Genomic DNA, 25185 nt, shown 5'->3' with positions numbered 1-25185 from the left:
GCCGCCCTGTTATCCGGGACGGGCGGTGCCCCAAACCCAATGCCCTCGGCCTGCGCCGGGGAGACGGGTTACTTAACGACCGGCGTCTTCTTCTTGTACATCGCGAGCATCCGCGCGGTGACCGCGAAGCCCCCGAAGATGTTGACGCTCGCCAGCACCACCGCAAGCAGCCCCAGCCCCTTCGACACCGCACCGCCCCCGCCGATCCCGGCCGCCGCCGCCGCGATCAGCGCGCCGACGATGATGACCGAGGAGATCGCGTTGGTCACCGCCATCAGCGGCGTGTGGAGCGCGGGCGTGACCGACCAGACGACGTAATAGCCGACGAAACAGGCCATGACGAAGATCGACAGGATCGAGATGAAGTCCATTAGATACCCTTTGCGTGCAGCAGGAGCGCGACACCCGCGCCGATCGTGGCGCTGATCGCGGTCGATACGCCGGCGATGATGGTGACGGTAGACCACAGCCGACCAGAGATATCGCGCCCGTTGTCAGCGATTTGCCTGGTCAGCATCGCCGCGTTGTCAGCGAGTTGTCTGGTCATCGCGCTGGAGCTCTCTGCGATGGCTTGCTTCATTTCCGCCAGTCGCGCGTCCAAATAATCCTTGGTGACAAGATCCTCGCGCCCCGTCGTTTGCGCTGTTCCAAACGCGTTTGCCAACACCCGCGCCTGATCGTGCCCGAAACCGGCATCCTCGAAACTCTTTGCAAAAGCGAGCGTATCGATCGGCACGTTCATGGTCGCTCCTGTCCGCCGCCCCGGCGCTTGATCCCTTTACGCCAACAACCGCGCGTTCACCACCTTGCCGCCTTGGGTCAGCCGGATCGCGTCGCCGATTTCCTCGTCGAGCACCGGCTTGCCCTGTTCCTTGTCCCAGAACGCGCTCAGGAAATTGAACAGGTTGCGCGAGAACAGCGCCGACGCATCCGCCGCCAGCCGTGAGGCCACGTTGCGATAGCCGACGATCGTCACGCCCGACACGACCACCGCCTCGCCCGCGACCGATCCCTCGACATTGCCGCCGCTTTCGACCGCGAGATCGACGATCACCGACCCGGGCCGCATGCTCGCGACCTGCGCCGCCGAGATCAGCCGTGGTGCCGGGCGCCCCGGGATCAGCGCGGTGGTGATGACGATGTCCTGCTTGGCGATATGCCCCGACACCAGCTCGGCCTGCGCCGCCTGATATTCGGGGCTCATCTCGCCGGCATAGCCGCCCGATCCCTCACCCTCGATCCCAGCGACATTCTCGACGAAGATCGGTTTCGCGCCGAGGCTCTGAATCTGCTCGCGCGTCGCCGAGCGGACGTCGGTCGCGGACACCTGCGCACCGAGCCGCCGCGCGGTGGCGATCGCCTGGAGCCCGGCGACGCCGACCCCCATCACGAATACGCGTGCGGCGGAAACCGTGCCCGCCGCGGTCATCATCATCGGAAACGCGCGGCCATAGGCTGCGGCGGCATCGAGCACCGCCTTGTAGCCCGCGAGGTTCGATTGCGACGACAGGATGTCCATCGATTGCGCGCGGGTGATGCGCGGCATGAATTCCATTGCCAATGCCTCGATCCCGGCGGCGGCATAGCCATCGATCCGCGCGCGATCGGCAAACGGGTTCAGCGCGGCGACCAGCCATGCCCCGTTCGCGGCACCGGCGAGCGCATCGGCGTCCGGGCCCTGCACCCCCAACACGATCTCGGCGCCGGCCAGCGTCGCCGCACGATCCGCTACCGTGGCGCCCGCGGCCGCATAATCCGCATCGGCGATCGACGCGGTCGCGCCGGCCCCCGCCTCGAGCGCGACACTTGCGCCCAGCGCGATGAATTTCTTGACCGTTTCGGGGGTCGCGGCAACGCGACGCTCGCCCTCGGCGGTTTCGCGGAGGACGGCGATCTTCATCCTATTTGCCCGAGATCAGCCACACCACCACGAAGGCGATGATGAAACACGCGACTGCGCCATATTTGAGCACGCCAATGACCTTGTCATACGTCGCGCGGTGGACTTGGAGATCACTTTCGGTGGCCATCGGTTCGGTCCTCGCCCTATCGTTGCGTCCGGCTTAGCGCGCGGGAGGCAAGCCCTCAACCCCCAGGAAATACCAAGCCGCCATGTCCCGGCCGTCCCATGCCGGGGCGCTTAAGGGCGCTTTCACACCTTGCCGTTATGGATTCGTCGTGAACGGACAGGACTCGGGGAAGAGCATGACGCGTAACGGGCAGCGCCTGCTGATGCTGATCGACGACGAACCCGCGCAGCGCAGGCTGATCGCGGCGATCGCCGCGCGGCGCGGCTGGCGGGCGATCTTTGCCAATGACGGCGCGATGGCGATCGCGATGCTCGGCACGCAGGAAGGGCTGCAGCTCGATGCGATCCTGCTCGACCAATGGGCCCCCGAGGCCGATCCGACCGCGCTGATCGCCGAGCTGCGCAGCCTGCGCCCCACGCTGCCGCTGTTGCTGCTGACCGCCAACGGTTCGGTCGCGCAGGCAGTCACCGCGATGCGCACCGGCGCGACCGACTTCCTGGTCAAGCCGCTCGCGCCCGAGCGCCTGCTCGCCGCGCTCGACGCAGCGGTGGCCCAGAAGACCGCGGGCGAACTCCGCCCGCTGACCGAGAAGATTCCCGCGCTGCTCGCGTTCGACGAGATCGTCGGCTCGGCGCCCGATTTCCGTGCCGCGCTCGCGATCGCCGCAAAGGCCGCGCGCGCGCGCGTGCCGGTGTTGCTCGAAGGCGAAAGCGGCGTCGGCAAGGAAGTCGTCGCCGAGGCGGTCCATGCCGCCTCGCCGCGCGGCAAGAAGCCGATGGTCGCGGTCAATTGCGGCGCGATCCCCGCGAACCTCGTCGAAAGCGAACTGTTCGGGCACGAGAAGGGCGCGTTCACCGGCGCGTTCGAACGCAAGATCGGGCGCTTCCAAGAGGCCGACGGTGGCACGCTGTTCCTCGACGAAGTCGGCGAGATGCCGCTCGAGGCACAGGTCAAGTTGCTCCGCGTGCTGCAATCGGGCGAGATCCAGCCGCTCGGCGCGCGGCACACGCGGGAGGTCGACGTGCGCGTCATCGCCGCAACCAACAAGCGGCTGATCGACGAAGTCGAGGCAGGCCGCTTCCGCGAGGACCTCTATTACCGGCTCAACGTCGTCCAGGTCACGATCCCGCCGTTGCGCGAAAGGACCGGCGACATTCCCGCACTGGCGCGGCACCTGATGGCGCGGATCGCGCAGCAGCCGGGCCTGCGCCAGCTCGGCATCACCGACGATGCGCTCGCGCTGCTGGGTCGCTACGACTGGCCGGGGAACGTGCGGCAGCTCCAGAATGCGCTCTTTCGCGCGGCCGTGCTGTGCGATGGTGCCGCGCTGACGCAGGCCGACTTCCCGCAGATCGCGGCGCTTGGCGGCAAACGCCACGCGCCGACCATGCCGGTGCCGATGGCGACGTCCGGCGGCGTCACGCTGTTCCATGCCGACGGCAACCTGCGCGCGCTGGAGGAGATCGAGGCGGACGTCATCCGCCTCGCGATCGGCCATTACCGCGGGCGGATGACCGAAGTCGCACGGCGGCTCGGGATCGGCCGGTCGACGCTGTACCGCAAGCTCGGCGAACTCGGGATCGACAACGCGGTCGCCTGACCGGCTGCTACCAGAGGATTCCCCGCTCGGGCTTGACCGGCTCGGGCGCAGCATCGCCGAGCGACTGGAGCAGGTCGATCTCGACCGTCCGGCACATCGCGGTCAGCGGCAGATCGTGGACGGTGTTGGCGAACGGATCGACCAGATCGTCGCCGATCTTGAGCACGGCGAGGAACATCAACCCCGCGACAGTCGACCCGATCGGCGTGGCGAAGCCCAGCGTCTCGACCAGCCCGATCGGCAGCAGAATGCAGAACAGGCGCGCGAAGAATTCGGGGAAAAAGCGGTATTGGTTGGGCAACGGGGTGTTCTTCAGCCGCTCCATTCCCCCTTGCGCATTGGCGATATCGACCAGCACGCGCTCGATCGAAGCCTGCTGGATCGTGTCGAGCCAGCCCTGCTGGCGTGCCTGATCGACCCGCCGTCCCGTCCCGTCGAGAATACCGTTGGCGACGTTGTTGCGGGCAAGCGACGGGGCCGCTTCATCAGGCGACAGGAAGCGGAGCGCCTCCTCGCGCGGATCCTGCTTGCGCAACTGGCAGCGCAGCACGTGGACATAGGTGATCTGGCGCAGGATGATCGCACGCTGCAGATCGCGTCCCTCCTCGTCCGGCAGATAGCTCCGCGCGGCGCGTGACAGACTGCGCGAGGCGTTGATCATCGCGCCCCACAGGACGCGGCCCTCCCACCAGCGCTGATAGGCCGAAGTGCTGCGAAACCCGAGGAACAGCGCGAGCGCGGACCCGAACAGCGTCAACGGAAGCGACGGCGCCTTGAACGGCAGCACATAATACGTGACCGTCACGATCACGTCCCACACGAACAGGGCGAGCAGGGGGCGCCAGACCTCGGCGACGATCTGGCGATACCGCGGCACTGCATCGATGATCATGAACTTCCTCCGGGCAGTAGGGTGGGATGCGCGATACGGAGACGAGCGGCTGGGGTCCAGTGCGGCGCCCCCGGCATGGTGCCCACGAGTCCCGCTGGCACGCCCCGTTACGCCGTCTGGCGTGTCGCGCAGATGACAGCTATGTTATTTTTCTCCCTGCGGAACGGACCACGCCGTAAAAGGCTTCATTCCGCATGGATCAGAAAAAAGCGCCCATTGTCGAAGCCTTGGCGCAAGTGGAGCGCCGACCGATCCATGGCTTCGGCGCGCCCGGGCATAATCAGGGGGCGGCGATCCCGGCCGACCTGCGCCGCCTGCTGGGCAAACGCATTTTCGCAGCGGATCTGCTGACCCCGAAGGGCCTCGACGACCGGACCGAAGGTGCGCACGTCGTCCAGCGCGCGCATGAACTCGCGGCGGACGCGTGGCAGGCGGATTTCTGCCGCTTCGTCACGGGCGGATCGACGCAAAGCCTCCACACCGCGCTGGCGGCGGTCGCGGGTCCCGGCGACACCGTGCTGTTCGCCACCAACGTCCACAAGGCCGAACGCTCGCACGCGCTCGCGACCGGGCTCGATGCGGTGCTGGTGCCGGTGCTGATCGACGACGACTGGGATATCGACCACGGGATCACCCCCGCCGCGCTGTCGGCGGCGCTGGCCGCGCATCCGGATGCCAAGGCGTTCGTCGTGGTCAGCCCGACCTATTACGGCGTGACGAGCGACATCGGCGCGCTATCCACCATCTGTCACGACCACGGCATTCCGTTGATCTGCGACGCGGCGTGGGGCGGAGCGTTCGCCTTTTGCGAGCGGCTGCCGGACGATGCGCTGACCAAGGGCGCGGATATCGCGGTGTACAGCCTCCACAAGACGATGGGGTCGCTCGCGCAAGGCTCGGCGTTGCTCGCCAAGGGGACGCTGGTCGACCAGCAACGGCTGTGGATGGCGTTCGAACTGTTCGAGACGACCAGCCCGTCGGTGCCGATCCTCGCGAGCCTCGATGCGACCCGGCGCGACCATGCGCTGGATGGCGAGCGGATCTGGGGTAACGTGCTCGACCGCGCGGCGAAGTTGCGGCGTCGTCTGGCGCGGATACCCGGGCTCCGCGTCTTCGGCGAGGAACACCTTCCTGCGGCAACGCAGCTCGATCCGACCAAGGTGCTGATCGACCTCTCCGCGCTCGGCGTGACGGGCTATGCGGTCGACGACTGGCTGGTGAAGCATCACCGCGTCAGCGTCGGGCTGTCGGATGCGCGGCATCTGCTCGCGGTGGTGTCGATCGGGACGACCGCCGCGGATGTCCGCGCGCTGGTCGGTGGGCTCAAGGATCTGGCGAAGCAGGTCGCCGCCGGCACTGCCGACCTGCCCCCCGCCGGGGTGTTTCCCGGGCTTTCGACGCTGTCGGTGACGATGGCGGCGGACCCCGAGGAGGCGTTCTTCGGCGAGGTCGACCACGTTCCGATCGCGGAAGCGGCCGGCCGGATCGCCGCCGAGGTGATCGCGCCAGCGCCGCCGGGTGTCCCCCGCCTCGTTCCCGGGCAGCGGATCGAGGCGGCGCATGTCGCGTGGCTGGTCGCGAACCGTGATGCGGGGGCGTTCTTCCTCGATCCGATCGATCCGAGCGAGCGCACGATTCGGGTGGTGCGCTAGGGCGCTTTTCCCTTCCCCCTGTTATGCGCTTCCCCGGCGAAGGCCGTGGCCCAGTCGAGATGGCCAAGGGTCTGAAGCGCAGGCCTCCGCTTTCTTCCGGTCCTCTCCTGGGCCCCGGCCTTCGCCGGGGAAGCGAACAGGGTCTCGTGCAGGGACCGCTTCAGCGCCCCACCAGCGCCTGGTCGCGCAACCCGCGCCAGACGCGCACCGCCTGCACCGTCTCCGCCACGTCGTGGACGCGCAGCAATTGCACCCCCGCCTCGATTCCCTTGAGCGCAAGCGCGAGCGACCCGCCGAGCCGCGCATCGGCGGGGGCCTCGTTCGACAGCGCGCCGATCATCCGCTTGCGGCTCGCACCCAGCAGGATCGGGCAGCCGAGCCCATGGAAGAGCGTCAGCCCGTTGATCAGCGCGAGATTGTCCGACAGGCTCTTGCCGAAGCCGATGCCGGGATCGACGATGATCCGGTCGCGCGCGACACCGCCCGCGACGACCGCGTCGATCCGCGCGTCGAGCCAGTCGAACACGTCGGTCAGCACGTTGCCATAGCCCGAACCGCCATGCCCGCCCGCCGCCGGATCGGGCGAATGCATCAGCACCACCGGACACTGCGCCCGTGCGACCACGTCGAGCGCGCGATCGTCCCACAGCAACGCGGCGACGTCGTTGACGATCGCCGCGCCCGCCGCGAGCGCGGCTTCCATCACCCCGGCCTTTCTCGTGTCGATGGAAACCAGGGTCCCGCTCCGCGCGAGCCGCTCGACGACGGGGACGACGCGCGCGATCTCGTCGCCTTCCCAGACGACCGGTGCGCCGGGACGCGTCGATTCACCCCCGACGTCGATCAGCGCAGCGCCCGCCGCCGCCATCGCGACCCCCGCCGAGGCGGCGGCGGCGGGGTCGTCGGCATGCGTCCCGCCATCCGAGAAGCTGTCGGGCGTGACGTTGAGGATCGCGGCGACCGAGGGCTGGTCGAACCGCAGCGTGCGCGCACCGAGCGTCAGCGCGGGGCGCGGCGCGGTGATGCGCGCGTGGAGCCGCGCGGCGCGATCGTCCTGCAGCAGCCGGTCGAGCACGGTGACGGGCACGGTGCGACGCTCCCCCGCCTCGATCACTTCATAGGCGGCGAACCACAGCATCCCCCCCGCCAGCCGCGCGACCTCGCCGTCGCGACCGACGGGCGTGTCGACGAACTGGACCGGACGGAGGTGGAGGGTCATGATGTTCTCCCGTCACTCATCCGTTCGTTTCTCGACTTCGCTCGAACCGAACGGACAGAGGGGCGCTCAGGGTTGCGTCGCGAGCAGATATTCCTGCCGCAGCGAATCGATCGGCTTGAGCCCCTCGCCCGTCTCGAAATGCCAATAGGTCCAGCCGTTGCACGACGGCGCGTTCTGCAGCGTCGCGCCGAGCTTGTGGATCGATCCGGTCGCGCCGCACAGGCTCTCGAGGCTGCCGTCGGCGCGGACCAGCGCACGGTGCTTGCGCTTGGCGTCGACAACGACGCGGCCCGGCGTCAGGAACCCGTTCTCGACCAGCACCCCGAACGCGACCTTGGGCGCTGCCTTGGGGCTTTGCATCGTCTTGAGCAGGCTTTCATCGAGCGGCAGTGCCGCGGCAATCCGTTCCTCGGCGGCGGCGATATAGTCGGGCTCGCGCTCGATCCCGATCCAGCGCCGGCCGAGCCGCTTGGCGACCGCACCGGTCGTGCCCGTGCCGAAGAACGGGTCGAGCACCACGTCACCCGGCTTGGTGCACGCCAGCAGGATGCGGTACAGCAAAGCCTCCGGCTTCTGCGTCGGGTGGACCTTGATCCCGTCCTTCTTCAACCGCTCGGGTCCGCCGCACACCGGAAATTCCCAGTCGCTGCGCATCTGGAGCTCGTCGTTGAGCGTCTTCATGCTGCGATAATTGAAGGTGTAGCGCGCCTTCTCGCCCATCGACGCCCAGATCAGCGTCTCATGCGCATTGGTGAAGCGCGTGCCCTTGAAATTGGGCATCGGGTTCGACTTGCGCCAGACGATGTCGTTGAGGATCCAATAGCCGAGATCCTGGATCGCGGCGCCGACCTTGAAGATGTTGTGATAGCTGCCGATCACCCAGATCGCGCCATTGTCCTTGAGGATCCGCTTGGCCTCCGCCAGCCACGCGCGCGTGAAGGCATCATAGGCGTCGAGGCTGTCGAACTTGTCCCAGGCGTCGGTCACCGCGTCGACATGGCTGCCGTCGGGCCGCGCGAGATCGCCGCCGAGCTGGAGGTTGTAGGGTGGGTCGGCGAAGATCATGTCGACCGACTTGGCCGGCAGCGCGCGCATCGCGGCGATGCAGTCGGAGCGCAGGATCTGGTCGAGCGGAAGCTCCGCCATCGGCGCGAGCGTGGCCGTGCCTCCGGCTTTGATCTTTTCCAAAACGCCCATCATTGCCGCCCCTGTTCGCTGTCGCGCGCATCCCTGCGAATCTGGGGACTCCCGTCAAGGGGCGATGCGTTAACCAGATTCGCGGGCGATTCGTTAGCCATGCGGAACATTTCCGGAAGCTCTCTAGATGTTGAGTCCGCATCGATCGGCGGACTCAAGCGATGGTGTGTGACGCAAAAGACTCAGAGCAGAAGATACGCATCCGCGACCGGCCGAAAACTTCTCCGGTGGAGCGGGGTCGGCCCATGTTCGCGCAAAGCCGCCAGATGCGCGGCGCAGCCATAGCCCTTGTTGGAGGCCCACCCGTAGTGCGGATGCGATTCGGCGTGCGCGAGCATGATCGTGTCGCGGGTGTGCTTGGCGACGATCGACGCAGCCGCAATCGACGTGCTGATCGCGTCGCCCGAAACCAGCGGGGTGGCGGCGTGGCTCCAGCGCGGCAAACGGTTGCCGTCGACCAGCACATGACCCGGCGCGACGCCCAAAGCCTCGACCGCGAGCGTCATCGCCTTCATCGTCGCCCAGTAGATGTTGAGCACGTCGATCTCGTCGGCCTCGACGATCCCGATCCCCACGGTCGCGCAGTCTTGCAGCCGGTCATGCAGCCGCAACCGCTCGGCGGCGGAGAGCTTCTTCGAATCGTTGATCCCGCGCGGGATGCCCTTGGCCGGCAGGATCACCGCGGCGGCGACGACCGGGCCGGCGAGCGGACCGCGGCCCGCTTCGTCCACCCCCGCGACGGGCGCGAGACAGAGCTTTTCGTGTTTGAGGCTAGGCATCGGGCAACCGCCATGGCGGAAAGCGCCGGTTCTCGCCAGCATGGTAGAGGCAGACCGTATTGCCCGCGGGATCGCGCAGCCGCGCCTCGCGCCACAGCCACGGCCGGTCGGTCGGCGGCTGGTCGAACACCATGCCGTCCGCCTCCAGCCGGGCGACGGTGGCATCGAGATCGTCGCATTCGAGGAACACCGTCGGGCGAGCCCCCTGTTCGATCGACAGCGTCGCGCCACCCGGCGTCTCGAACCGCGCATAATGATCCGCGCGCTCGACGATCTGGCGCAGGCCGAGCGCGCGGTAGAAATCACGCGAGGCGGCAGGGTCGGTGCTGCCGAGCGTGATCTGGTTGAGCCGCCCGTCCGCGCCGAGATCGAGCCGGACCGACTGTTGCCCCATCGGGCCATGCCCCCCGCCCAGGCCCGGCGCGCCCCGCAACGCGAGCCGTACGAACGTCCGGGCCCCCGCCACCGCAGCCGACAGGCCACGCCCCTGCGCCAGCAACGTCGCGATCGCGGAGGCCAGCGTGCAGCCGGTGCCGTGCGCGCTGGTGGTATCGATCCGCGGGGCGGACCAGCGTGCGATTTCGCCTTCGGGGCCGACCAGCCGGTCGATCACGTCCGGGCCTTCGCCGTGGCCACCCTTGGCGAGCAGCGTCGTCCCGCACGTCCGGGCCAACGCTTCCGCCCCGCCCCCAGCAGAGCCGCCCCCGGCCGAACCCCCCGGTGCCGCCGCAAGCAACACCGCCAGCTCGGGGAGATTGGGCGTGGTCAGCGTCGCGATCCGCATCAGCCGGGCGAACGCCGCGATCGTCGCCGGGTCGGCGAGCATCGCGCCGCTGGTCGCGACCATGACCGGATCGAACACGATCGGCACGTCGAGCGTCGCGAGCCGGTCGGCGACGGCGTGCGCGGTCTCGGCCGAGCCGATCATCCCGATCTTGACCGCATCGGCGCCGATGTCGGACAGGCACGCCTCGATCTGGGCGACCACCATCGTGGTCGGCACCGGCATCACCGACTGGACGCCGCGCGTATTCTGCGCGGTGATCGCGGTAATCGCGGTCATCGCATGGCCGCCGAGCATCGTGACGGTCTTGATATCCGCCTGGATGCCCGCGCCGCCGCCCGAATCCGACCCCGCGATGACAAGGATGCGCGGCGTCATGCGCGGAAGGTTAGGGGAAAGTCAGGCGAAACCGCCCGCGAAAACCGCGCCGCCGGGGTTCGCCGAAGACAATTCGGCCGGGCGCGGAAAGGTTCGGGGATGCGTTGCATGGTCTGGTCAGTCTGGCACGAAACCGGGGGTGTAGGACAGTCCCGCGCCACCGGCGACGGACCGCCGCCGCATTATCCCCGCCCGCGTGGGGCGGCCGCGCGATGATAGCGCACCGTGCCCGCCGGATGCCGCGCGAGCGCTTCGTCGACGCGCGCGGGGCGATCCATCAGTTCGCCGCCACAATTGGGGCAACGGTCGTCGAGCGCCTCGGCGCAGGGTGCGCAGAAGGTACATTCGAACGAACAGATGAACGCGCCGGCCTCGTCGGCGGGAAGATCGGTGCCGCAGCGTTCGCAGTCGGGGCGCATTTCAAGCATGGCGCGGTGTACCGTCGTCGATCGGCCGTGTCATCCCCGATGCCGGGGGCGCCTGACCGCGCCCCCTCCCCTGTGCGGCGCCGAAGCCACAGCGGGACTGCGCTACTTGCGTTCGCTCAGCTTGCGCTCCCATGCGAGCGCATCGCGGACGATCAGGTCCAGGTCCGCGCGCTGCGGCGTCCAGTCGAGCGTCGCGAGGATCGCGCGATTGTCCGCGACGAGTTCCCCGGCATCGCCCGCGCGCCGGCCCTCGACCACGCGCTCGAGCTTGCGGTTGGTCACCCGGTCGACCGCGTCGAGCACCTCGAGCACCGAGAACCCCTTGCCATAGCCTGCGTTGAGCGTGTGGCTGCGGGTCGGCTCGGCCACCAGCACGTCGAGGGCCGCGACATGCGCCGCCGCGAGATCGCTGACATGGATGTAGTCGCGCACCCCGGTGCCATCGGGCGTGGCGTAATCGGTGCCATAGACCCCGACCGTCGCGCGCTTGCCGAGCGCCGCCTCGACCGCGATCTTGATGAGATGGGTCGCGCCGACGGTCGACTGCCCGCTCCGCCCGGCCGGATCCGCGCCCGCCACGTTGAAATAGCGCAGCGCCGCATAGTTCATCGGATGCGCGGCCGCGACATCGCGCAGCATCGCCTCGGTCATCAGCTTGGACGTGCCGTACGGGTTGATCGGCACGGTCGGGTCACCCTCGGCGACCGGCACGCGCTCGGGCGTGCCATAGGTCGCGGCGGTCGACGAGAAGATGAAGTGCTTCACGCCGGACACGACCGCACTCTCGATCAGCGCGCGGCTCGCGACCGTGTTGTTGCGGTAATATTTGAGCGGATTGCTGACCGATTCGGGGACGATGATCGAGCCTGCGAAATGCATCACCGCGCGGACGCGATGGTCCCGCATCGTCGCGCGGACCAGTGCATCGTCCTCGATCTCGCCGGTCACCAGCGTCGCGCGCGGGTCGACCAGCCAGTCGAACCCGGTCGTCAGATTGTCGTACACGACGACGCTGTGCCCGGCATCGAGCAACGCGAGCACCGCGTGGCTTCCGATATAGCCTGCGCCACCTGTAACGAGCACCGAACCGTCGAGCATAGCCGTCCCCTTTTGTCGTCCTGCGCCGTACCTATCTTAGAGCCCTAAACAAGGAGCGTATCATGGCAAGCGAAGTCGCAACGCTGGCAGGCGGATGTTTCTGGTGCACCGAAGCGGTGTTCAAGGACGTCATCGGTGTCGAAAGCGTCGAGAGCGGGTATATCGGCGGCAACGTCCCCAACCCGACCTACAAGCAGGTCTGCGGTGGCGACACCGGCCACGCCGAGGCGATCCGCGTCACCTTCGACAGCGACCAGGTCCGCTATGGCGACATCCTCGACATGTTCTTCGCCACGCACGACCCGACGACGCTCAACCGCCAGGGCAATGACGTGGGCACGCAATATCGCTCGGCGATCTTCCCGCATTCGGACGAGCAGGCGGAAGAAGCGCGTGCGGCGATGGAGCGAGCGGCAAAGGATTGGCCCGCGCCGATCGTGACGACGATCGAACCGCTGACGGAGTGGTATGAGGCAGAGGACTATCACCAGGATTATTGGGACAGCGAAGGGCAGCGCAATCCGTATTGCATGGCGGTGATCCCGCCCAAGCTGGCGAAGCTCCGCAAGAGCTTTGCCGAGCGGTCGAAGACGGTCTCGGCGTAACGCTGGGTGCGGGCGGGGGCTGACGGTTCCCGTCCGTCTCCACGTCGCTTCCCCGGCGAAGGCGAGTCCCCTGCGAAACCACAGCTGTTCTCCCGCGAAGGCGGGAGTCCAGGAGTCGCGAAAACTGTAAGCTGTTGTTTTGCTCGCCCTGGATTCCCGCTTTCGCGGGAAAACAGCAAAGGACCGGTCGGCAGACCAACTTTTGGCGAGGTTTCGCGAAGGCCGGGGCCCAAGAGCGAGCCGGCTGGAAGCGAGCCCCGACCCCAGCTTGCAGATCGCCCTCTGCTGGGCCCCGGCCTTCGCCGGGGAGGCGCAGCGGGGTGTCGTCTGGCGCTTTTCGAAACTGGCCTGCGACCGGCGCTGGCTAGTCCCTATGCGCCGCGCGACGCAGGCGATCGTTGATCGCCGTGCCGATCCCGTCCAGCGGGATCGCAGCGATCGCGATCCGCGCACGGGCAGAACCATCGGCAAGGTGCAACGCATCGAACAGATTCGCAGCCGCCTCGGTCAAATCGCCCCGCGCCGATAGCGACGTGTCGCCGCCAATCGCGCCGAACCCGATGAGATATTCGTCAGCCTCCGCCTCGGTCGCGTTCAACCGGAGCGGCTTGTTCGGCGCGTAATGACTGGCGAGCTGGCCCGGTGCGGTGATGATTGCCGCGCCGTCTTCTCCTTCCTCTTCTTTGACTCGCTTCCCCGGCGAAGGCCGGGGCCCAAGAGTGGCCGGGTCGATAGAGAGCGCAGCACTCGCTTGCAGATCGCCCTCGACTGGGCCCCGGCCTTCGCCGGGGAAGTGCAATGGGGGTATGGCGGAATCCCCCCTGAACCGCGCGAGATCCTCCGCCGTGATCGGCCCCGGTCGCAACACCTCCAGCCCCGCCACGATCGTCGACTCCACCCCCGCCGCGGTCGCGCCGTCATCCACCACCAGCGCGATCCGCCCGCCGAGCGACGCCACGACATGCGCCGCGCGTGTCGGGCTGATCGCCCCGCTCGCATTGGCCGACGGCGCGGCGAGCGGCACCCCCGCCGCCGCGATCAGTGCGCGCATCGCGCGGTGCGCGGGTACCCGGATCGCGATCGTATCCAGCCCCGCCGTCACCAGCGACGCAATCCCCGCGTCGACGCGCACCGGCAGGACCAGCGTCAACGGTCCCGGCCAGAACGCCTCGGCCAGCGCGCGCGCGGTCGCGTCGAACCGCGCGATCCGCTCCGCCGCCGCGAGATCCAGCACGTGGACGATCAGCGGATTGAAGCTCGGCCGTCCCTTGGCCGCGTAGATTCGCGCGACCGCCGCCGAATCGGTCGCGTCGGCGGCGAGCCCGTAGACCGTCTCGCTCGGGATCGCGACCGGCTGCCCGCTGCGAATCAGCGCGGCGGCCTCGGCGATCGCTGCGGCGCCGTAGGGTAAGGTGCGCGTCGGCATCGGCGGGTTTGGCGCAGTCATCATGCGGCGCTATAGCCCGGCCGACCCCGTGCGATAAGAGGATGTAACCCGTGTTCACTCCAGCCACCGCCGACCAGCGCTTCGTACTCGACCATATCGTCGGGATTGCCGATCTCGCCGCGACCGACCGCTTCGCCGCCGCCAGCGACGACGTCGTCGACGCGGTGCTCGACGGCGTCGGCCAGTTGGCGGTCGGCGAATGGGCGCCATTGCTCCGCACCGGCGACACGGTCGGCGCGAAATGGACCCCCGAGGGCGTCGTCATGCCCGCCGGCTTCATCAAGGCGTATCACGATTACGTCGAGGGCGGCTGGGGCACGATCGGCGTGCCCGAGGAATTCGGCGGACAGGGGCTGCCCTTCGCGATCCAGACCGCGGTGCTCGATACGCTGGGGGCGGCGAACATGGGCTTCGCGCTCGCCCCCACGCTGACGGTCGGCGCGATCGAGGCGCTCGCGCATCACGGCAGCCCTGAGCAGCAGGCGTTGTACCTCCCGCATCTCGCGACCGGCGAGTGGACCGGCACGATGAACCTGACCGAACCGCAGGCCGGATCGGACGTCGGCGCTTTGCGCACCACCGCAACCCCGCGCGGCGACGGCACGTTCCTGATCAAGGGCACCAAGATCTACATCTCGTTCGGCGACCACGACATGGCGCCCAACATCGTCCACCTCGTCCTCGCGCGCACCCCCGGAGCGCCCGCCGGAACCAAGGGAATCTCGCTGTTCCTGGTCCCCAAATACCGTCTCGACGCGGACGGAAACCCCGGCGAGTTCAACGACGTGCGTGTCGTTTCGATCGAGCACAAGATGGGCCTCCACGCCTCCCCGACCTGCGTGCTCAGCTTCGGCGACCAGGACGATTGCGTGGGCGAGCTGATCGGGGCGGAGTTCGGCGGCATCCGCGCGATGTTCACGATGATGAACAACGCGCGCCTCAACGTGGGACTCCAGGGCGTCCAGGTCGCCGAGGCTGCGACTCAGGCGGCGGTCGGCTATGCGCTCGACCGCGTCCAGTCCGCGCGTGCCGGCTCGGGCAATGCCGAACCCGTCCGCATCGTCGAGCATCCCGACGTCCGCCGCATGCTGCTCCGGATGAAGGCGCAGACGCAGGCGGCGCGTGCGCTCGTCTATTACGCCGCGTCCCAGGTCGACCGCGCGACGCTCGGCGAAGCGGGCGGGCAGGAGCGGCTCGATATCCTGACCCCGCTCGCCAAGGCGCACGGTACCGATCTCGGCAATGAGGTCGCGAGCCTCGGCATCCAGATCCACGGCGGGATGGGCTATGTCGAGGAAACCGGCGCGGCGCAGTTCTTCCGCGATGCGCGCATCACGCCGATTTACGAGGGCACCAACGGCATCCAGGCCGCCGATCTGGTCGGGCGCAAGCTCTCGATGGACAATGGCGGCGTGTTCGCCCGCCTGATCGCCGACATGCGCGCCGAGGCGCAGGACAGCGGGCTGGTCGCGCTGATCGAAGCGTGCGACGAGGTCGGGCGGCGGCTGGCGACGCTCGACGCCGACGACAAGCTCGCGGCGAGCTATCCGTTCCTGACGATGCTGTCGGTCGCGGTATGCGGCTGGCTGATGGAGCGGCAGGGCCGTATCGCGGCGGACGCCGAGGGCGACCGCGACTTCCTCGGCATGAAGGTCGCCGCCGCACGCTTCTATGTCGCGCAGATCGTCCCCGAGGCGATGGGGCTCAAGGCCGCGGCGATGGCGGATGCGAGCGTGCTCTATTCGATCGCGCCAGAGGCGTTTGCCGCATGAGCGACGCGGCCTTCGACCTCGACGCCTATTTCGCCCGCGTCCACCTCCCCGCGCGGCCTTCGGTCGATCACCTCGGGCTGGGCGTGCTGCAACGCGCGCACCGGCTGGCGATTCCGTTCGAGAATCTCGACGTGCTGCTCGGTCGCGGGATCGCGATCGACAGTGCGAGCGTGTTCGCCAAGCTCGTCACCGCGGGGCGCGGCGGCTATTGTTTCGAGCATAACCGGCTGTTCCTCGATGCGCTGCTCGCGCTCGGGTTCGACGCGCGACCGCTGCTGGCGCGGGTCTGGATTGCCGCCACCGACGTGCCGCCGCTGACGCATACGTTCAGCCTGGTGACGATCGGCGAGGAACAGTGGATCGCCGATACGGGGTTCGGGGGCAGCTACACCCCGCCGATGCCGCTGATCGACGGCGCACAGGCGACCGCCCCCGATGGCGCGCTGTTCCGGCTCGACCGGGCTGGCGAGCATGGCTGGATGCTGCTGCGCGACGGCGACCTCGCGACCACCGACGGGCGCGGGTCGGGGACCGGGTTCCAGCCGCAGTACAGCTTCGAAACACGGCCGGTGTTCGCCGCCGATCTCGCGCTCAGCAACCACTGGACCTCAACCGCGCCGGTCAGCCGGTTCCTCCACACGGGAGTCGTCAGCATCGTGCTGCCCAACGGCTTCGCCTCGCTGACCGATACGACATACAAGCGGCGCGCCGGCAGCGACGAGACGCGCGCGGAGATCACCGATCCGCGCGTCTACCGGCTGCGGCTGAGCATGATGTTCGGAATCACGCTGTCGGCGGAAGAGGTCGCCGCGCTCGGGGTGGTTGCGGGATAGCGGAGCGGGGAGTTTCGGGCTCCCTCCTTTACTACTTCCCCGGCGAAGGCCGGGGGCCAGTCGAGGTGGCGGCGGTAACTCCGCGCATCCGCCAGCAATCTATCGTTTCTCGACTGGGCCCCGGTCTTCGCCGGGGAAGCGTACATTGTGTGAGACGGCGTTTACGCCTTCTCACGCTCCAGCAGGTCCGCAACATCCAGCCCGAGCAAGTCGATGTGCGCCGCGATCCGCGGCCAGCTGGTCTCGAGGAAATGCGTGCGTTCGGCCGCGCGCAGTTTCTCCGCCGCGCCCGGCAGGACGAACATGCCGACGCCGCGCCGGACCTCGACATAGCCGTCGTCCTGGAAGCTCTGATAGGCCTTGGCGACGGTCAGCGGATTGGCGCCATGTTCGGCGGCGAGCGCCCGCACGGACGGCAGCTGATCCCCGGCACGGAACTGGCCGCGCAGGATCGCCGCCGAGATCGTCCCACGCAGCTTGATGTACACGGGCGAGTCTTCGCTGTTCAAGGCTGTCATGCTGATATAATACAGCGCATTACTATTCTGTCCAGTCTTTTAATGTGTCCAATTTGTAACAATGTTTGCCAAATCGGGACGCGGACGCTCGTCTAATTGCCTCGACGGCGTTCCCAGGAAAATGAACCCGGCGATCCGTTCGGGATCCGATCCGAACGCATCGCGCACCGCGGCCGAGTAGCTCGGCCATCCGGTCAGCCACCCGCCCGCATAGCCCAGCGCATGCGCGGCGTGCAGCAGGTTCATGCAGGCCGCCCCCGCCGACAGTTCCTGCTCCCACAGCGGAATATGGCTCTCGGTGCGGGGGGCGGACAGCACCACCACCAGCGTGGGAGCCTGTTCGGCGAATTGCACCAGCGCCGCGATCTCAGTCGCCCCCGCCTGCGGGCGTTCCGCGCGATAGGCGGTGGTGATCACGTCGGCGAGCGCGGCACGTTGCCCGGGTGCGACGACGACGAAGCGCCAGGGGGCCAGTTTCCCGTGATCGGGGGTGCGCGCCGCGATCGTCAGGATCGTCTCGAGTTCGGCGGCGTCGGGCCCGGGCGCGACGAGGTCGCGCGGCTTGCCCGAGCGGCGCGTGGCCAGGAGCGAGAGCGGGGTTGTGCGGTCATTGAACATGGATCGCCCTTTAGCGGGACACGGCGGATATTTACACACCCGCGATTGGCGTTAGTCTTGCCCGCAACCCATAGCGCCGCATTCGCCGGCGCCACGACATATTCAGGAGTTAGTACATGGTGGACACCCCGACCGCGGATACCCCGCGCGAGCCGGATATCACGCATGTCAATCCGGCGGCGGGCGAGACGTGGTTCGGCCACCCGCGCCAGCTCGCGCGGCTGTTCACCACCGAGATGTGGGAGCGCTTCGGCTATTACGGCATGCGCGCGCTGCTCACGCTGTATCTCACCAAGCATTTCGTGTTCGGCGATCGCGCGGCGACGGGCCTCTACGGCGGGTTCACAGCACTCGTGTATCTGACCCCGCTGGTCGGCGGGTATCTGGCGGACCAGTATCTTGGCTCCAAGCGCTCGGTGAAGTTCGGCGCGATCATGATGGCGGTCGGCTATTTCACGCTCTGCTTCGGCGGGCAGACCGCGGTGCCGTTCGCGACGATCGACGGGCAGCGCTACACCGTCACGGTCGAGACCAAGGCCGGAGCCGAACAGCGCTTCATCACCGACCAGGGCAAGCGCCTGCAGGTGAAGGGCAATGACGACGGCACCGTTTCGCTGCTCAGCGCCGACGGCAGCACCGCGCGGACGATCGCCAAGGATGGCTTCAAGTCGGATGCCGAGCGCAGCCCGCTGTTCGTCACGATCATGCTGATCGCGCTCAGCCTCGTCTCGGTCGGCAACGGCTTCTTCAAGCCCAATATCTCGACCATGGTCGGCGAACTTTACGCCAAGGACGACCGGCGCCGCGATTCCGGCTTCACGATCTTCTACATGGGGATCAACCTCGGGTCCCTGGGCTCGCAGATCCTGTGCCCGATCCTCGCCGAGACGATCGGCTGGTGGGCGGGCTTCGGCCTCGCCGCGATCGGCATGCTGATCTCGTTCACGCTGATCCAGTTCGATGGCGGCAAGCTCAACGGATACGGCGAGCCCCCGGTCCGCAGCGGGCCGGACCGGACGATCCCGATCTTCCTCGGCGCGCTGGTCGCGGTGCCGGTGCTGTACTTCCTGTTCGTCAACCTGATGAACTCGGTGCCGCCGGTGCCGGGGTCGGGCTTCATCGGTTACCTCGCGTCGCTGTCGCTGATGGGCAAGCTGCTGTTCGGTACGTTCCTCGTCGCGATCCCGGGCATCCTGATCTGGTCGTTCGTGATCGGCGACCGGCGCGAATTCCAGATGATGCTCGCGGCGATGGTGCTGATCGTCTTCAACGTCGTGTTCTGGACGCTGTTCGAGCAGGCCGGTTCGTCGCTGACGCTGTTCGCCGACCGCAACACCGACCTGCGGCTGTTCGGCGATTTCGCGATCTCGGCGCCGCAGACGCAGTTCTTCAACGCCTTCTTCATCGTGACGCTCGCGCCGATCATGAGCATCCTGTGGACCGGCCTCGCCAAGCGCGGGCTGGAGCCGTCGATCCCGGTCAAGTTCGGGATCGCGCTGATCGGCGTGGGGGCGGGGTTCCTGTTCCTGGTGCTCGGCGCGGGCTTTGCCGGGCCGGGGTTCCAGGTCGGGATCTGGTGGCTTGCGGGCCTTTACCTGATCCACTCGCTGGCGGAATTGTGCATCTCGCCGGTCGGGCTGTCGATGATCACCAAGCTGTCGATCGCACGGATCGTCGGGCTGATGATGGGCGTGTGGTTCCTGTCGATCAGCTGCGCGCAATATGTCGCCGGGATCGTCGCGCAGTTCGCCAGCGTCGACACGGTTGGCGGGCAGGTCACCAACCTCAAGGTCAGCCTCGACACCTATACGGGCACCTTCACCACGATCGCCGAGGTCGCGATTGTGCTAGGGGTGATCCTGCTGGTCCTGTCGTGGCCGCTCAAGAAGTGGATGCACGGGGTCAAATAAGCGGGGGATGACAGGATGGACGGCACGTACATGGTTCTCGCGAGCGCGGCGGCGTTCGTCGGCTCGCACTTCCTGCTGTCGCATCCGCTCCGCGCGCCGATCGTGCGCGCGGTCGGCGCGAACGGGTTTCTCGGAATCTATTCGCTCGTTGCCTTCGCGACGCTCGGCTGGCTCGCGCACAGCTATCAGACCGCTCCCGCCACCGCGCCCCTCTGGGCGGTGGGAGAGGGGATCTGGGGTCCGGTCACGCTCGTCATGCTCGTCGCGAGCATTCTGCTGATGGGGTCGCTGCTCGGGAACCCCGCGCTTCCCGGCAAGCCCGCGACCGCCGCGCCCGCAACGGCGCGCGGCGTGTTCGCGGTCACGCGGCATCCGATGCTGTGGGCGTTCGCTTTGTGGGGGCTGTGCCACATCGCGGTCTATCCGATCGCAGCGAACATCATCGTCGCGGTCGCGATCATCGTGCTGTCGCTGGTCGGCGCGGCGCTGCAGGACGCCAAGAAGGAATCGCTCCAGCCCGACCTGTGGCGCGACTGGGAACGCAAGACGAGCTACTGGCCGTTCGTCGCGATCGCGCAGCGGCGGGCGAAGTTCGGCGGGTTCAGGCCGCATGACATTGCGGGCGGCGTGGTGATCTGGCTGGTCGCGACCTGGGCGCATCTGCCGCTCGCGGGGATCGCGGCGGGGGTGTGGCATTGGGTGTATCGCTAAAGTCCGTCTGAACGGTCACCTTGGGCCCGTTGGCCCGGACGGGGCGATCGGAAACGCGACTATTCCCCAGCCGTTCGCCCTGAGCGCAGTCGAAGGGCCCTCGCAAACCGAACCGAGGCCCATGGCGCGAGCGAGGCTTCGACTTCGCTCAGCCCGAACGGGGGGGATGGACCTCAGCAAAATGGTCCCTGGCCGCTAACCCGCCCCCTCATGCAGCAGCGCATCCGCGCTGTCTGTCGCGACCGGGACGCTGCGCGCGGAGACGGTGAGCGTCACCGCCAGATCCATCACGACATTCCCCATCGTGCGGAAGATGTCCGGGATCGTCTCGACCGCGACGAGTAACCCGAGCGGCGCGACCGGCACCCCCAGGGTCACCGCGATCGGTGAGATCGCGCCGATGAAGCTGATCTGCCCGGGCAGGCTGACCGACCCGAGCGAGGTCAGCACGGCGACCGCGGTTCCCGCGGCCAGCGTCGCGAAGCTCATCGGCACGTTGAACCAGGTGGCGACGTAGATCGCGACCGCCAGGTTCATGGCCGGCCCGGTCGCGCGGAGCATCGCCACCGCGATCGGCAGGACCACGCCCGAGGTCGCGACGGGCACGCCCATCTCCTCCGAACTGCGCAGCATCGCCGGCAGACTGGCAAGCGAGGACTGCGTGCTCATCGCCACCGCCAGCACCGGCGCCGCCCCCCGGGCAAAGCGCCCGAGCGCGATTCGTCCGCCTAGCACCGCGAGCGGGAAGGCGAACAGCGAGACGATCACGCCGACGCTCGACACCGTCACGATGTAATGGAGCAGCGCGCCGACCGCGGCGGTCCCGGTCTTGGCCGCCACCGTCACTGCGAGCGCGAACACGCCGATCGGCGCGATCCAGATGATCCAGCCGATCACCACCAGCATCGTGTCGCGGATCGCCGCGAAGAAGCCGGTCAGCAGCGCGCGCTGTTCCGGCGCGATCCGCGCGAGCGCGAAGGCGAACACCAGCGCGAACAGGATCAGCGACAGGAACCCGCCGTTCGCCGCCGCCGCGACGACGTTGCTCGGCACCATGCCGGCGAGGAATTCCCCGATCGGCGGGACCGGCCCGGCGGGGGCCGCCCCGGCCAGCGCGGCGCGCAGCGCGGTCCCGGATGCGGCGGGCATCGGGACGAGATGGAGAAACAGCGGGGTCAGGATCGCCGCCATCACCGCGCTGAACACCATCACCGCGAGGATGATACCGATCGACCGCGCCGCCACCGCGCCGCTGCGCGCCGCCTCGGCCGTGGCGGCGATCCCGGTGACGAGCAGCGAGAACACCAGCGGCAGCACGGTCATCTGCAAGGCGTTCAGCCATGCGGTCCCGATCGGCTCGGCGATCTCGACCGTCACCGGCACCGCCCCCGGGGCCCAGCCCGCCAGCGCAATGCCGACGGCAAGCCCCGCGACAAGCGACAACAGGATACGGCTGGATTGCGACATGCAGGCCCTTTTGCAGATGCGCGGCACGATTTGCCCGCTTATGGATTGAACGCACATAACCGAACGGATGCGCGCGTAATGGCAAGAAAATATTTCGGTACCGACGGAATTCGCGGCCTCACCAATGCCGCGCCGATGACGGCGGCGATGGCGATGCAGGTCGGCATGGCGGCCGGCGCGCACTTCCGGCGCGGTGATCATCGCCACCGCGTGGTGATCGGCAAGGACACCCGCCTGTCGGGCTATATGCTGGAGTCCGCGATGGTTGCGGGCTTTACCAGCGTCGGCATGGACGTGGTGCTGCTCGGCCCGATGCCGACGCCCGCGGTCGCCATGCTGACCCAGTCGATGCGCGCCGACCTCGGCGTGATGATCTCGGCCAGCCACAATCCGTATTTCGACAATGGCATCAAATTGTTCGGTCCTGACGGCTACAAGCTGTCCGACGACGACGAGACCGCGATCGAGACGCTGATCGACGGCGAGATCGACCTCAGCCCCGCGACCGAGATCGGCCGCGCGCGACGGGTCGACGATGCGCAGGGGCGCTACATCCATTTCGCCAAGTCGACCTTCCCCGAGAACCTGCGGCTCGACGGGATGAAGATCGTCGTCGATTGCGCGAACGGCGCGGCGTACCGGGTCGCGCCGACCGCGTTGTGGGAACTGGGTGCCGACGTCGTGTCGATCGGCGTGACGCCGAACGGCAAGAACATCAACGACGGCGTCGGCTCGACCGCGCCGCAGACGCTGTGCGAGACGGTCGTGGCGACCGGCGCGCAGCTCGGCATTGCGCTCGATGGCGATGCCGACCGGCTGATCGTGGTGGATGAAAAGGGCCATGTCGTCGACGGCGACCAGCTGATGGCGACGATCGCGAGCGGCTGGGCGCGCGCCGGGCGGCTCAAGAACGGCGGTCTGGTGGCGACGGTGATGTCGAACCTCGGGCTGGAACGTCATCTCGCGACGCAGGGCATCGGGCTGGTCCGTACCAAGGTCGGCGACCGCCACGTGCTCGAGGCGATGCGCGCGCAGGGGTATAACGTCGGCGGCGAACAGTCCGGGCACATCATCCTGTCGGACTATGCGACGACGGGCGACGGGCTGGTCGCCGCGCTGCAGATCCTCGCCGAACTCGCCCGCGCGGGCGTACCGGCAAGCGAACTGCTCCACCGGTTCGAGCCCCTGCCGCAGCTTCTGAAGAACGTCCGGTTCGCCGGCGGCAAGCCGCTCGACGCGGAGTCGGTCAAGGCGGTGATCGCCGAGGCCGAGACCGAGCTGAAGGGCAAGGGGCGGCTGGTGATCCGTCCCTCGGGGACCGAGCCCGTCATCCGCGTGATGGCCGAAGGCGACGACCTGGCGCAGGTCGAGGCGGTCGTCGACCGGATCTGCGACGCGGTGCGCGTCGCCGCGGCATAGTCGCGCGTCCAGCGCCTGCGCGGGGGTGCCGGTAGCATCCCCGCCGCTGCTCCCGGGCGCCTGCCTCGACGGGAGCACGAACGCGCGCTCGCAAGGCTCTGGAGCGCGCGGCGGGGAGCGGGCGCAAAGCCGGTTCCCCCGGGCCCGCCCTCGGTCAGACCCGCTCGCGTTCCAGCACGGTGTCCGGCTGCGGCGACATCGTCCGGCACAGCACGTCGAACTTGCCGTCCTGGATCCGCACCTCATTGAACGACGGCGGTGTCGTCCGCGTCCGTTCGGACAGCGTCCCGGCCCCGATCATCCGCACCACCTGCCCGTCGATCGCGTGCGCGATGTCGAACGGATCATGGACATGCCCGGTCAGCACCGCATCCACCCCCGCCGCCGCGAGCGCCGCCAGCGCGGTCGTCCCGCGATGCGTGCTCGCCGAAGCCCGCGTATCGGCCTCGACCAGCGGATGGTGCGCGGCGATGAACACCAGCCGGTCGTCAGGCACCGCAGCCACCAGATCGAGCGTGCGCTGCAGCGCGCCACGGCTGACCACGCCCTTCGACCAGTTGAGCCGCCACTGCGCCCGTGCGGTCGTCACCAGCGGGACGATCGCGACCCCCGGCAGGTCGATCGGCCGCTCGACCATCGCCTCGACCTTCCCCATCCGCCGATACGGGCGGAAGACCCGTTCGAACGGGTTCCAATAGGGCAGGTCATGATTGCCCACCTCGACCGTGACCGGAACGGGGAGGCGTTGCAGCCATGCGAGCCCCGCGGCGAATTCGCGCCGCCGCGCGCGCATCGTCAGGTCGCCGGTCATGACGACGGCATCGGGGCGCTCGGCCTGGACCAGCGCATCGAACCACGCGACGGCAGCGGTATCCTCGCGCCCGAAATGGACGTCGCTGACATGAAACAGACGGATCATCGTGGTTTCCCCCTCAACCATCGAGCGTAGCGAGAAAAAGATCGCGGGTCTTGCCCAGCCGCACCTCGCTGCCCGGCTCCAGCATTACCGGCTCGCCATCGAACAGCGCCAGCGCGGGCTTGCTCCCGCGGGTGCGAAAGCTGGTCGTCTGGCACTGCGTCACCTCGGATGCGGCAACCCAGTCGCCGGTCAGCCACTCCCAGCCCAGTCGCGTGATGCCGCGGAAATCGCGCGCATCGATCGCGGCGACGTCCAGCTGCGCTCCGTCCGCCCGGACCAGCACGGCCTGCGCGCCCGCCTTCAACCCCGGCACGCCGTCGAGCCGGATCCCCTTGCCGAAGGTCCGGCTCCAGGCATGGCGAAGCGCGCGCGCCAGTCCCCGCAAGCTGCCGCTCCGCACGATCTCGCGCGCGCGCACCCAATTGGCGGCCGGCCCGAGGATCAAGCCGACATAGGCGCGATGGTCGCCGACCTGGACGAACGACAGCCGCGTGCGGCGGGCGCGGGCATGCGCCGCAGCGATGATCTTGGCAGGATCGGCGCTGCCGTGGAGCAGCTTGGCGAGGAGGTTCATCGTGCCACCCGGCAGGATCAGGATCGCGCCTTTCCACTCGAGCAGCGCGGTCACCGCCGCGTTGATCGTACCGTCGCCGGCAAACAGCACGGCCGTGTCGACCCCCGCCGCATCCAGCGCCTGGGGAGTCGGCAGCGCGTCTTCGGGAAAGGCGGTACGCCCGACCAGTGTCAACCCGCGTGCGTCGCAGATCGCCTCCAGCGCCTTCGCCTTGGCCGCGGTCGCCGTGCCCGATTTGGGATTGGTAATGAACCAGAGTGTCTTCATCGCCCCGCCAACGCACCAGTCCCGAAAAAGTCACTGGGCGACGGTCGGGACGCAGGGGATGACCGGCG

Annotated in this window: 25 protein-coding genes; 8 read left to right on the top strand and 17 right to left on the bottom strand. The window is 68.2% G+C overall.

The genetic code is table 11. From position 1 onward, the window contains the following. Nucleotides 1–68: 68 nt before the first annotated feature. The 4 genes from L8G49_RS08665 to L8G49_RS08650 are packed head-to-tail and all read right to left on the bottom strand — an operon-like array spanning nucleotide 69 to nucleotide 2030. Entirely contained in the window at nucleotides 69–371 is a 303-nt protein-coding gene (locus tag L8G49_RS08665) for a proton-translocating transhydrogenase family protein (protein ID WP_242139775.1), read from the bottom strand. Continuing rightward, the gene (locus tag L8G49_RS08660; protein ID WP_242184251.1) at nucleotides 371–742 is read right to left on the bottom strand and encodes a hypothetical protein; all 372 of its coding nucleotides are present in this window, start codon (nucleotides 740–742) and stop codon (nucleotides 371–373) included. The genes L8G49_RS08665 and L8G49_RS08660 overlap by 1 nt, the downstream gene beginning before the upstream one ends. A 36-nt stretch (nucleotides 743–778) precedes the next feature. After that, nucleotides 779–1900 (bottom strand): NAD(P) transhydrogenase subunit alpha, encoded by a 1122-nt coding sequence (locus L8G49_RS08655; RefSeq protein WP_242139777.1) that lies wholly within the window; start codon nucleotides 1898–1900, stop codon nucleotides 779–781. A gap of 1 nt (nucleotide 1901) precedes the next feature. Further along, on the bottom strand, nucleotides 1902–2030 hold the full coding sequence (locus tag L8G49_RS08650; protein WP_242139778.1) for an aa3-type cytochrome c oxidase subunit IV: 129 nt from the start codon (nucleotides 2028–2030) through the stop codon (nucleotides 1902–1904). Between the two features lie 175 nt (nucleotides 2031–2205). On the opposite strand from L8G49_RS08650, the gene L8G49_RS08645 reads away from it, so the two are divergent. Beyond that, nucleotides 2206–3630, top strand: a complete 1425-nt coding sequence (locus L8G49_RS08645) for a sigma-54 dependent transcriptional regulator (protein ID WP_242139922.1) — start codon at nucleotides 2206–2208, stop codon at nucleotides 3628–3630. Nucleotides 3631–3637: 7 nt separating this feature from the next. On the opposite strand, the gene L8G49_RS08640 is transcribed toward L8G49_RS08645, so the two are convergent. Beyond that, complete coding sequence (locus L8G49_RS08640; RefSeq protein ID WP_242139779.1) at nucleotides 3638–4522, bottom strand: bestrophin family ion channel; 885 nt, start codon at nucleotides 4520–4522, stop codon at nucleotides 3638–3640. 194 nt (nucleotides 4523–4716) lie between these two features. Here L8G49_RS08640 and L8G49_RS08635 point away from each other — a divergent pair, with 194 nt between their 5' ends. Beyond that, nucleotides 4717–6174, top strand: coding sequence for an aminotransferase class I/II-fold pyridoxal phosphate-dependent enzyme (locus tag L8G49_RS08635; protein ID WP_242184243.1), 1458 nt, complete (start codon nucleotides 4717–4719; stop codon nucleotides 6172–6174). Nucleotides 6175–6334: 160 nt separating this feature from the next. On the opposite strand, the gene folP is transcribed toward L8G49_RS08635, so the two are convergent. From folP to galE, 6 genes are all read right to left on the bottom strand, one after another. Next, complete coding sequence (gene folP, locus L8G49_RS08630; protein ID WP_242184240.1) at nucleotides 6335–7393, bottom strand: dihydropteroate synthase; 1059 nt, start codon at nucleotides 7391–7393, stop codon at nucleotides 6335–6337. 66 nt (nucleotides 7394–7459) lie between these two features. Beyond that, nucleotides 7460–8590 (bottom strand): site-specific DNA-methyltransferase, encoded by a 1131-nt coding sequence (locus L8G49_RS08625; RefSeq protein WP_277923188.1) that lies wholly within the window; start codon nucleotides 8588–8590, stop codon nucleotides 7460–7462. 182 nt (nucleotides 8591–8772) lie between these two features. Continuing rightward, on the bottom strand, nucleotides 8773–9369 hold the full coding sequence (locus tag L8G49_RS08620; RefSeq protein ID WP_242184238.1) for a ribonuclease HII: 597 nt from the start codon (nucleotides 9367–9369) through the stop codon (nucleotides 8773–8775). Next, the gene (thiD, locus tag L8G49_RS08615; protein ID WP_242184229.1) at nucleotides 9362–10531 is read right to left on the bottom strand and encodes a bifunctional hydroxymethylpyrimidine kinase/phosphomethylpyrimidine kinase; all 1170 of its coding nucleotides are present in this window, start codon (nucleotides 10529–10531) and stop codon (nucleotides 9362–9364) included. Before thiD ends, L8G49_RS08620 begins: the two co-directional genes overlap by 8 nt. A gap of 182 nt (nucleotides 10532–10713) precedes the next feature. Beyond that, nucleotides 10714–10959 (bottom strand): DUF1272 domain-containing protein, encoded by a 246-nt coding sequence (locus L8G49_RS08610; RefSeq protein WP_242139784.1) that lies wholly within the window; start codon nucleotides 10957–10959, stop codon nucleotides 10714–10716. A 102-nt stretch (nucleotides 10960–11061) separates the two neighbouring features. Then, entirely contained in the window at nucleotides 11062–12057 is a 996-nt protein-coding gene (gene galE, locus L8G49_RS08605) for a UDP-glucose 4-epimerase GalE (protein ID WP_242184226.1), read from the bottom strand. A 62-nt stretch (nucleotides 12058–12119) separates the two neighbouring features. Here galE and msrA point away from each other — a divergent pair, with 62 nt between their 5' ends. Then, nucleotides 12120–12662, top strand: coding sequence for a peptide-methionine (S)-S-oxide reductase MsrA (gene msrA / locus L8G49_RS08600; RefSeq protein WP_242184225.1), 543 nt, complete (start codon nucleotides 12120–12122; stop codon nucleotides 12660–12662). 364 nt (nucleotides 12663–13026) lie between these two features. On the opposite strand, the gene L8G49_RS08595 is transcribed toward msrA, so the two are convergent. Beyond that, nucleotides 13027–14112, bottom strand: a complete 1086-nt coding sequence (locus tag L8G49_RS08595) for an L-threonylcarbamoyladenylate synthase (protein WP_242184209.1) — start codon at nucleotides 14110–14112, stop codon at nucleotides 13027–13029. 47 nt (nucleotides 14113–14159) lie between these two features. Here L8G49_RS08595 and L8G49_RS08590 point away from each other — a divergent pair, with 47 nt between their 5' ends. Together L8G49_RS08590 and L8G49_RS08585 are read left to right on the top strand one after the other, a co-directional pair. Continuing rightward, nucleotides 14160–15881, top strand: a complete 1722-nt coding sequence (locus tag L8G49_RS08590) for an acyl-CoA dehydrogenase (protein ID WP_242184194.1) — start codon at nucleotides 14160–14162, stop codon at nucleotides 15879–15881. Beyond that, nucleotides 15878–16714: an arylamine N-acetyltransferase gene (locus L8G49_RS08585; RefSeq protein WP_242184192.1), complete on the top strand. Its 837-nt coding sequence runs from the start codon at nucleotides 15878–15880 to the stop codon at nucleotides 16712–16714. The genes L8G49_RS08590 and L8G49_RS08585 overlap by 4 nt, the downstream gene beginning before the upstream one ends. A gap of 161 nt (nucleotides 16715–16875) precedes the next feature. Here L8G49_RS08585 and L8G49_RS08580 read toward each other — a convergent pair whose 3' ends face one another. Together L8G49_RS08580 and L8G49_RS08575 are read right to left on the bottom strand one after the other, a co-directional pair. Further along, nucleotides 16876–17232, bottom strand: coding sequence for a GntR family transcriptional regulator (locus L8G49_RS08580; protein WP_242139790.1), 357 nt, complete (start codon nucleotides 17230–17232; stop codon nucleotides 16876–16878). Nucleotides 17233–17271: 39 nt separating this feature from the next. Then, nucleotides 17272–17850 carry a nitroreductase gene (locus L8G49_RS08575; protein WP_242184183.1) on the bottom strand — a complete coding sequence of 193 codons (579 nt, stop codon included), beginning with the start codon at nucleotides 17848–17850 and terminating at the stop codon, nucleotides 17272–17274. Between the two features lie 116 nt (nucleotides 17851–17966). Here L8G49_RS08575 and L8G49_RS08570 point away from each other — a divergent pair, with 116 nt between their 5' ends. Next, complete coding sequence (locus L8G49_RS08570) at nucleotides 17967–19760, top strand: peptide MFS transporter (RefSeq protein ID WP_242184174.1); 1794 nt, start codon at nucleotides 17967–17969, stop codon at nucleotides 19758–19760. A 15-nt stretch (nucleotides 19761–19775) separates the two neighbouring features. Then, nucleotides 19776–20471, top strand: a complete 696-nt coding sequence (locus tag L8G49_RS08565; RefSeq protein WP_242184173.1) for an NnrU family protein — start codon at nucleotides 19776–19778, stop codon at nucleotides 20469–20471. Between the two features lie 195 nt (nucleotides 20472–20666). Here the strand turns inward: L8G49_RS08565 and L8G49_RS08560 are convergent, their stop codons facing one another. Then, nucleotides 20667–21938 carry a cation:dicarboxylase symporter family transporter gene (locus L8G49_RS08560; RefSeq protein ID WP_242184166.1) on the bottom strand — a complete coding sequence of 424 codons (1272 nt, stop codon included), beginning with the start codon at nucleotides 21936–21938 and terminating at the stop codon, nucleotides 20667–20669. Between the two features lie 78 nt (nucleotides 21939–22016). Between L8G49_RS08560 and glmM the strand changes: the two genes are divergently transcribed. Then, complete coding sequence (gene glmM / locus L8G49_RS08555; RefSeq protein WP_242184164.1) at nucleotides 22017–23357, top strand: phosphoglucosamine mutase; 1341 nt, start codon at nucleotides 22017–22019, stop codon at nucleotides 23355–23357. Nucleotides 23358–23511: 154 nt separating this feature from the next. Here the strand turns inward: glmM and L8G49_RS08550 are convergent, their stop codons facing one another. Both L8G49_RS08550 and L8G49_RS08545 read right to left on the bottom strand, forming a co-directional pair. After that, complete coding sequence (locus L8G49_RS08550) at nucleotides 23512–24276, bottom strand: metallophosphoesterase (protein ID WP_242139796.1); 765 nt, start codon at nucleotides 24274–24276, stop codon at nucleotides 23512–23514. A gap of 13 nt (nucleotides 24277–24289) precedes the next feature. After that, nucleotides 24290–25117: a diacylglycerol kinase family protein gene (locus tag L8G49_RS08545; RefSeq protein ID WP_242184162.1), complete on the bottom strand. Its 828-nt coding sequence runs from the start codon at nucleotides 25115–25117 to the stop codon at nucleotides 24290–24292. Between the last annotated feature and the right edge of the window lie 68 nt (nucleotides 25118–25185).

This window comes from Sphingomonas sp. CARO-RG-8B-R24-01 (assembly GCF_022662295.1).
Classification (GTDB): Bacteria; Pseudomonadota; Alphaproteobacteria; order Sphingomonadales; family Sphingomonadaceae; genus Sphingomonas.
This window is presented reverse-complemented; position numbering and strand designations above follow the sequence as displayed.

Bases quoted from the DNA above. Each gene is read 5' to 3' on its own strand.
- L8G49_RS08610 (WP_242139784.1), bottom strand. From the start codon at position 10,959: ATGCTTGAAATGCGCCCCGACTGCGAACGCTGCGGCACCGATCTTCCC.
- L8G49_RS08640 (WP_242139779.1), bottom strand. From the start codon at position 4,522: ATGATCATCGATGCAGTGCCGCGGTATCGCCAGATCGTCGCCGAGGTC.
- L8G49_RS08550 (WP_242139796.1), bottom strand. From the start codon at position 24,276: ATGATCCGTCTGTTTCATGTCAGCGACGTCCATTTCGGGCGCGAGGAT.
- L8G49_RS08655 (WP_242139777.1), bottom strand. From the start codon at position 1,900: ATGAAGATCGCCGTCCTCCGCGAAACCGCCGAGGGCGAGCGTCGCGTT.
- L8G49_RS08665 (WP_242139775.1), bottom strand. From the start codon at position 371: ATGGACTTCATCTCGATCCTGTCGATCTTCGTCATGGCCTGTTTCGTC.
- thiD (WP_242184229.1), bottom strand. From the start codon at position 10,531: ATGACGCCGCGCATCCTTGTCATCGCGGGGTCGGATTCGGGCGGCGGC.
- galE (WP_242184226.1), bottom strand. From the start codon at position 12,057: ATGCTCGACGGTTCGGTGCTCGTTACAGGTGGCGCAGGCTATATCGGA.
- glmM (WP_242184164.1), top strand. From the start codon at position 22,017: ATGGCAAGAAAATATTTCGGTACCGACGGAATTCGCGGCCTCACCAAT.
- folP (WP_242184240.1), bottom strand. From the start codon at position 7,393: ATGACCCTCCACCTCCGTCCGGTCCAGTTCGTCGACACGCCCGTCGGT.
- L8G49_RS08565 (WP_242184173.1), top strand. From the start codon at position 19,776: ATGGACGGCACGTACATGGTTCTCGCGAGCGCGGCGGCGTTCGTCGGC.
- L8G49_RS08575 (WP_242184183.1), bottom strand. From the start codon at position 17,850: ATGTTCAATGACCGCACAACCCCGCTCTCGCTCCTGGCCACGCGCCGC.
- L8G49_RS08580 (WP_242139790.1), bottom strand. From the start codon at position 17,232: ATGACAGCCTTGAACAGCGAAGACTCGCCCGTGTACATCAAGCTGCGT.
- L8G49_RS08650 (WP_242139778.1), bottom strand. From the start codon at position 2,030: ATGGCCACCGAAAGTGATCTCCAAGTCCACCGCGCGACGTATGACAAG.
- L8G49_RS08635 (WP_242184243.1), top strand. From the start codon at position 4,717: ATGGATCAGAAAAAAGCGCCCATTGTCGAAGCCTTGGCGCAAGTGGAG.
- L8G49_RS08625 (WP_277923188.1), bottom strand. From the start codon at position 8,590: ATGGGCGTTTTGGAAAAGATCAAAGCCGGAGGCACGGCCACGCTCGCG.
- L8G49_RS08660 (WP_242184251.1), bottom strand. From the start codon at position 742: ATGAACGTGCCGATCGATACGCTCGCTTTTGCAAAGAGTTTCGAGGAT.
- L8G49_RS08595 (WP_242184209.1), bottom strand. From the start codon at position 14,112: ATGATGACTGCGCCAAACCCGCCGATGCCGACGCGCACCTTACCCTAC.
- L8G49_RS08560 (WP_242184166.1), bottom strand. From the start codon at position 21,938: ATGTCGCAATCCAGCCGTATCCTGTTGTCGCTTGTCGCGGGGCTTGCC.
- L8G49_RS08570 (WP_242184174.1), top strand. From the start codon at position 17,967: ATGGTGGACACCCCGACCGCGGATACCCCGCGCGAGCCGGATATCACG.
- L8G49_RS08620 (WP_242184238.1), bottom strand. From the start codon at position 9,369: ATGCCTAGCCTCAAACACGAAAAGCTCTGTCTCGCGCCCGTCGCGGGG.
- L8G49_RS08545 (WP_242184162.1), bottom strand. From the start codon at position 25,117: ATGAAGACACTCTGGTTCATTACCAATCCCAAATCGGGCACGGCGACC.
- L8G49_RS08585 (WP_242184192.1), top strand. From the start codon at position 15,878: ATGAGCGACGCGGCCTTCGACCTCGACGCCTATTTCGCCCGCGTCCAC.
- L8G49_RS08645 (WP_242139922.1), top strand. From the start codon at position 2,206: ATGACGCGTAACGGGCAGCGCCTGCTGATGCTGATCGACGACGAACCC.
- msrA (WP_242184225.1), top strand. From the start codon at position 12,120: ATGGCAAGCGAAGTCGCAACGCTGGCAGGCGGATGTTTCTGGTGCACC.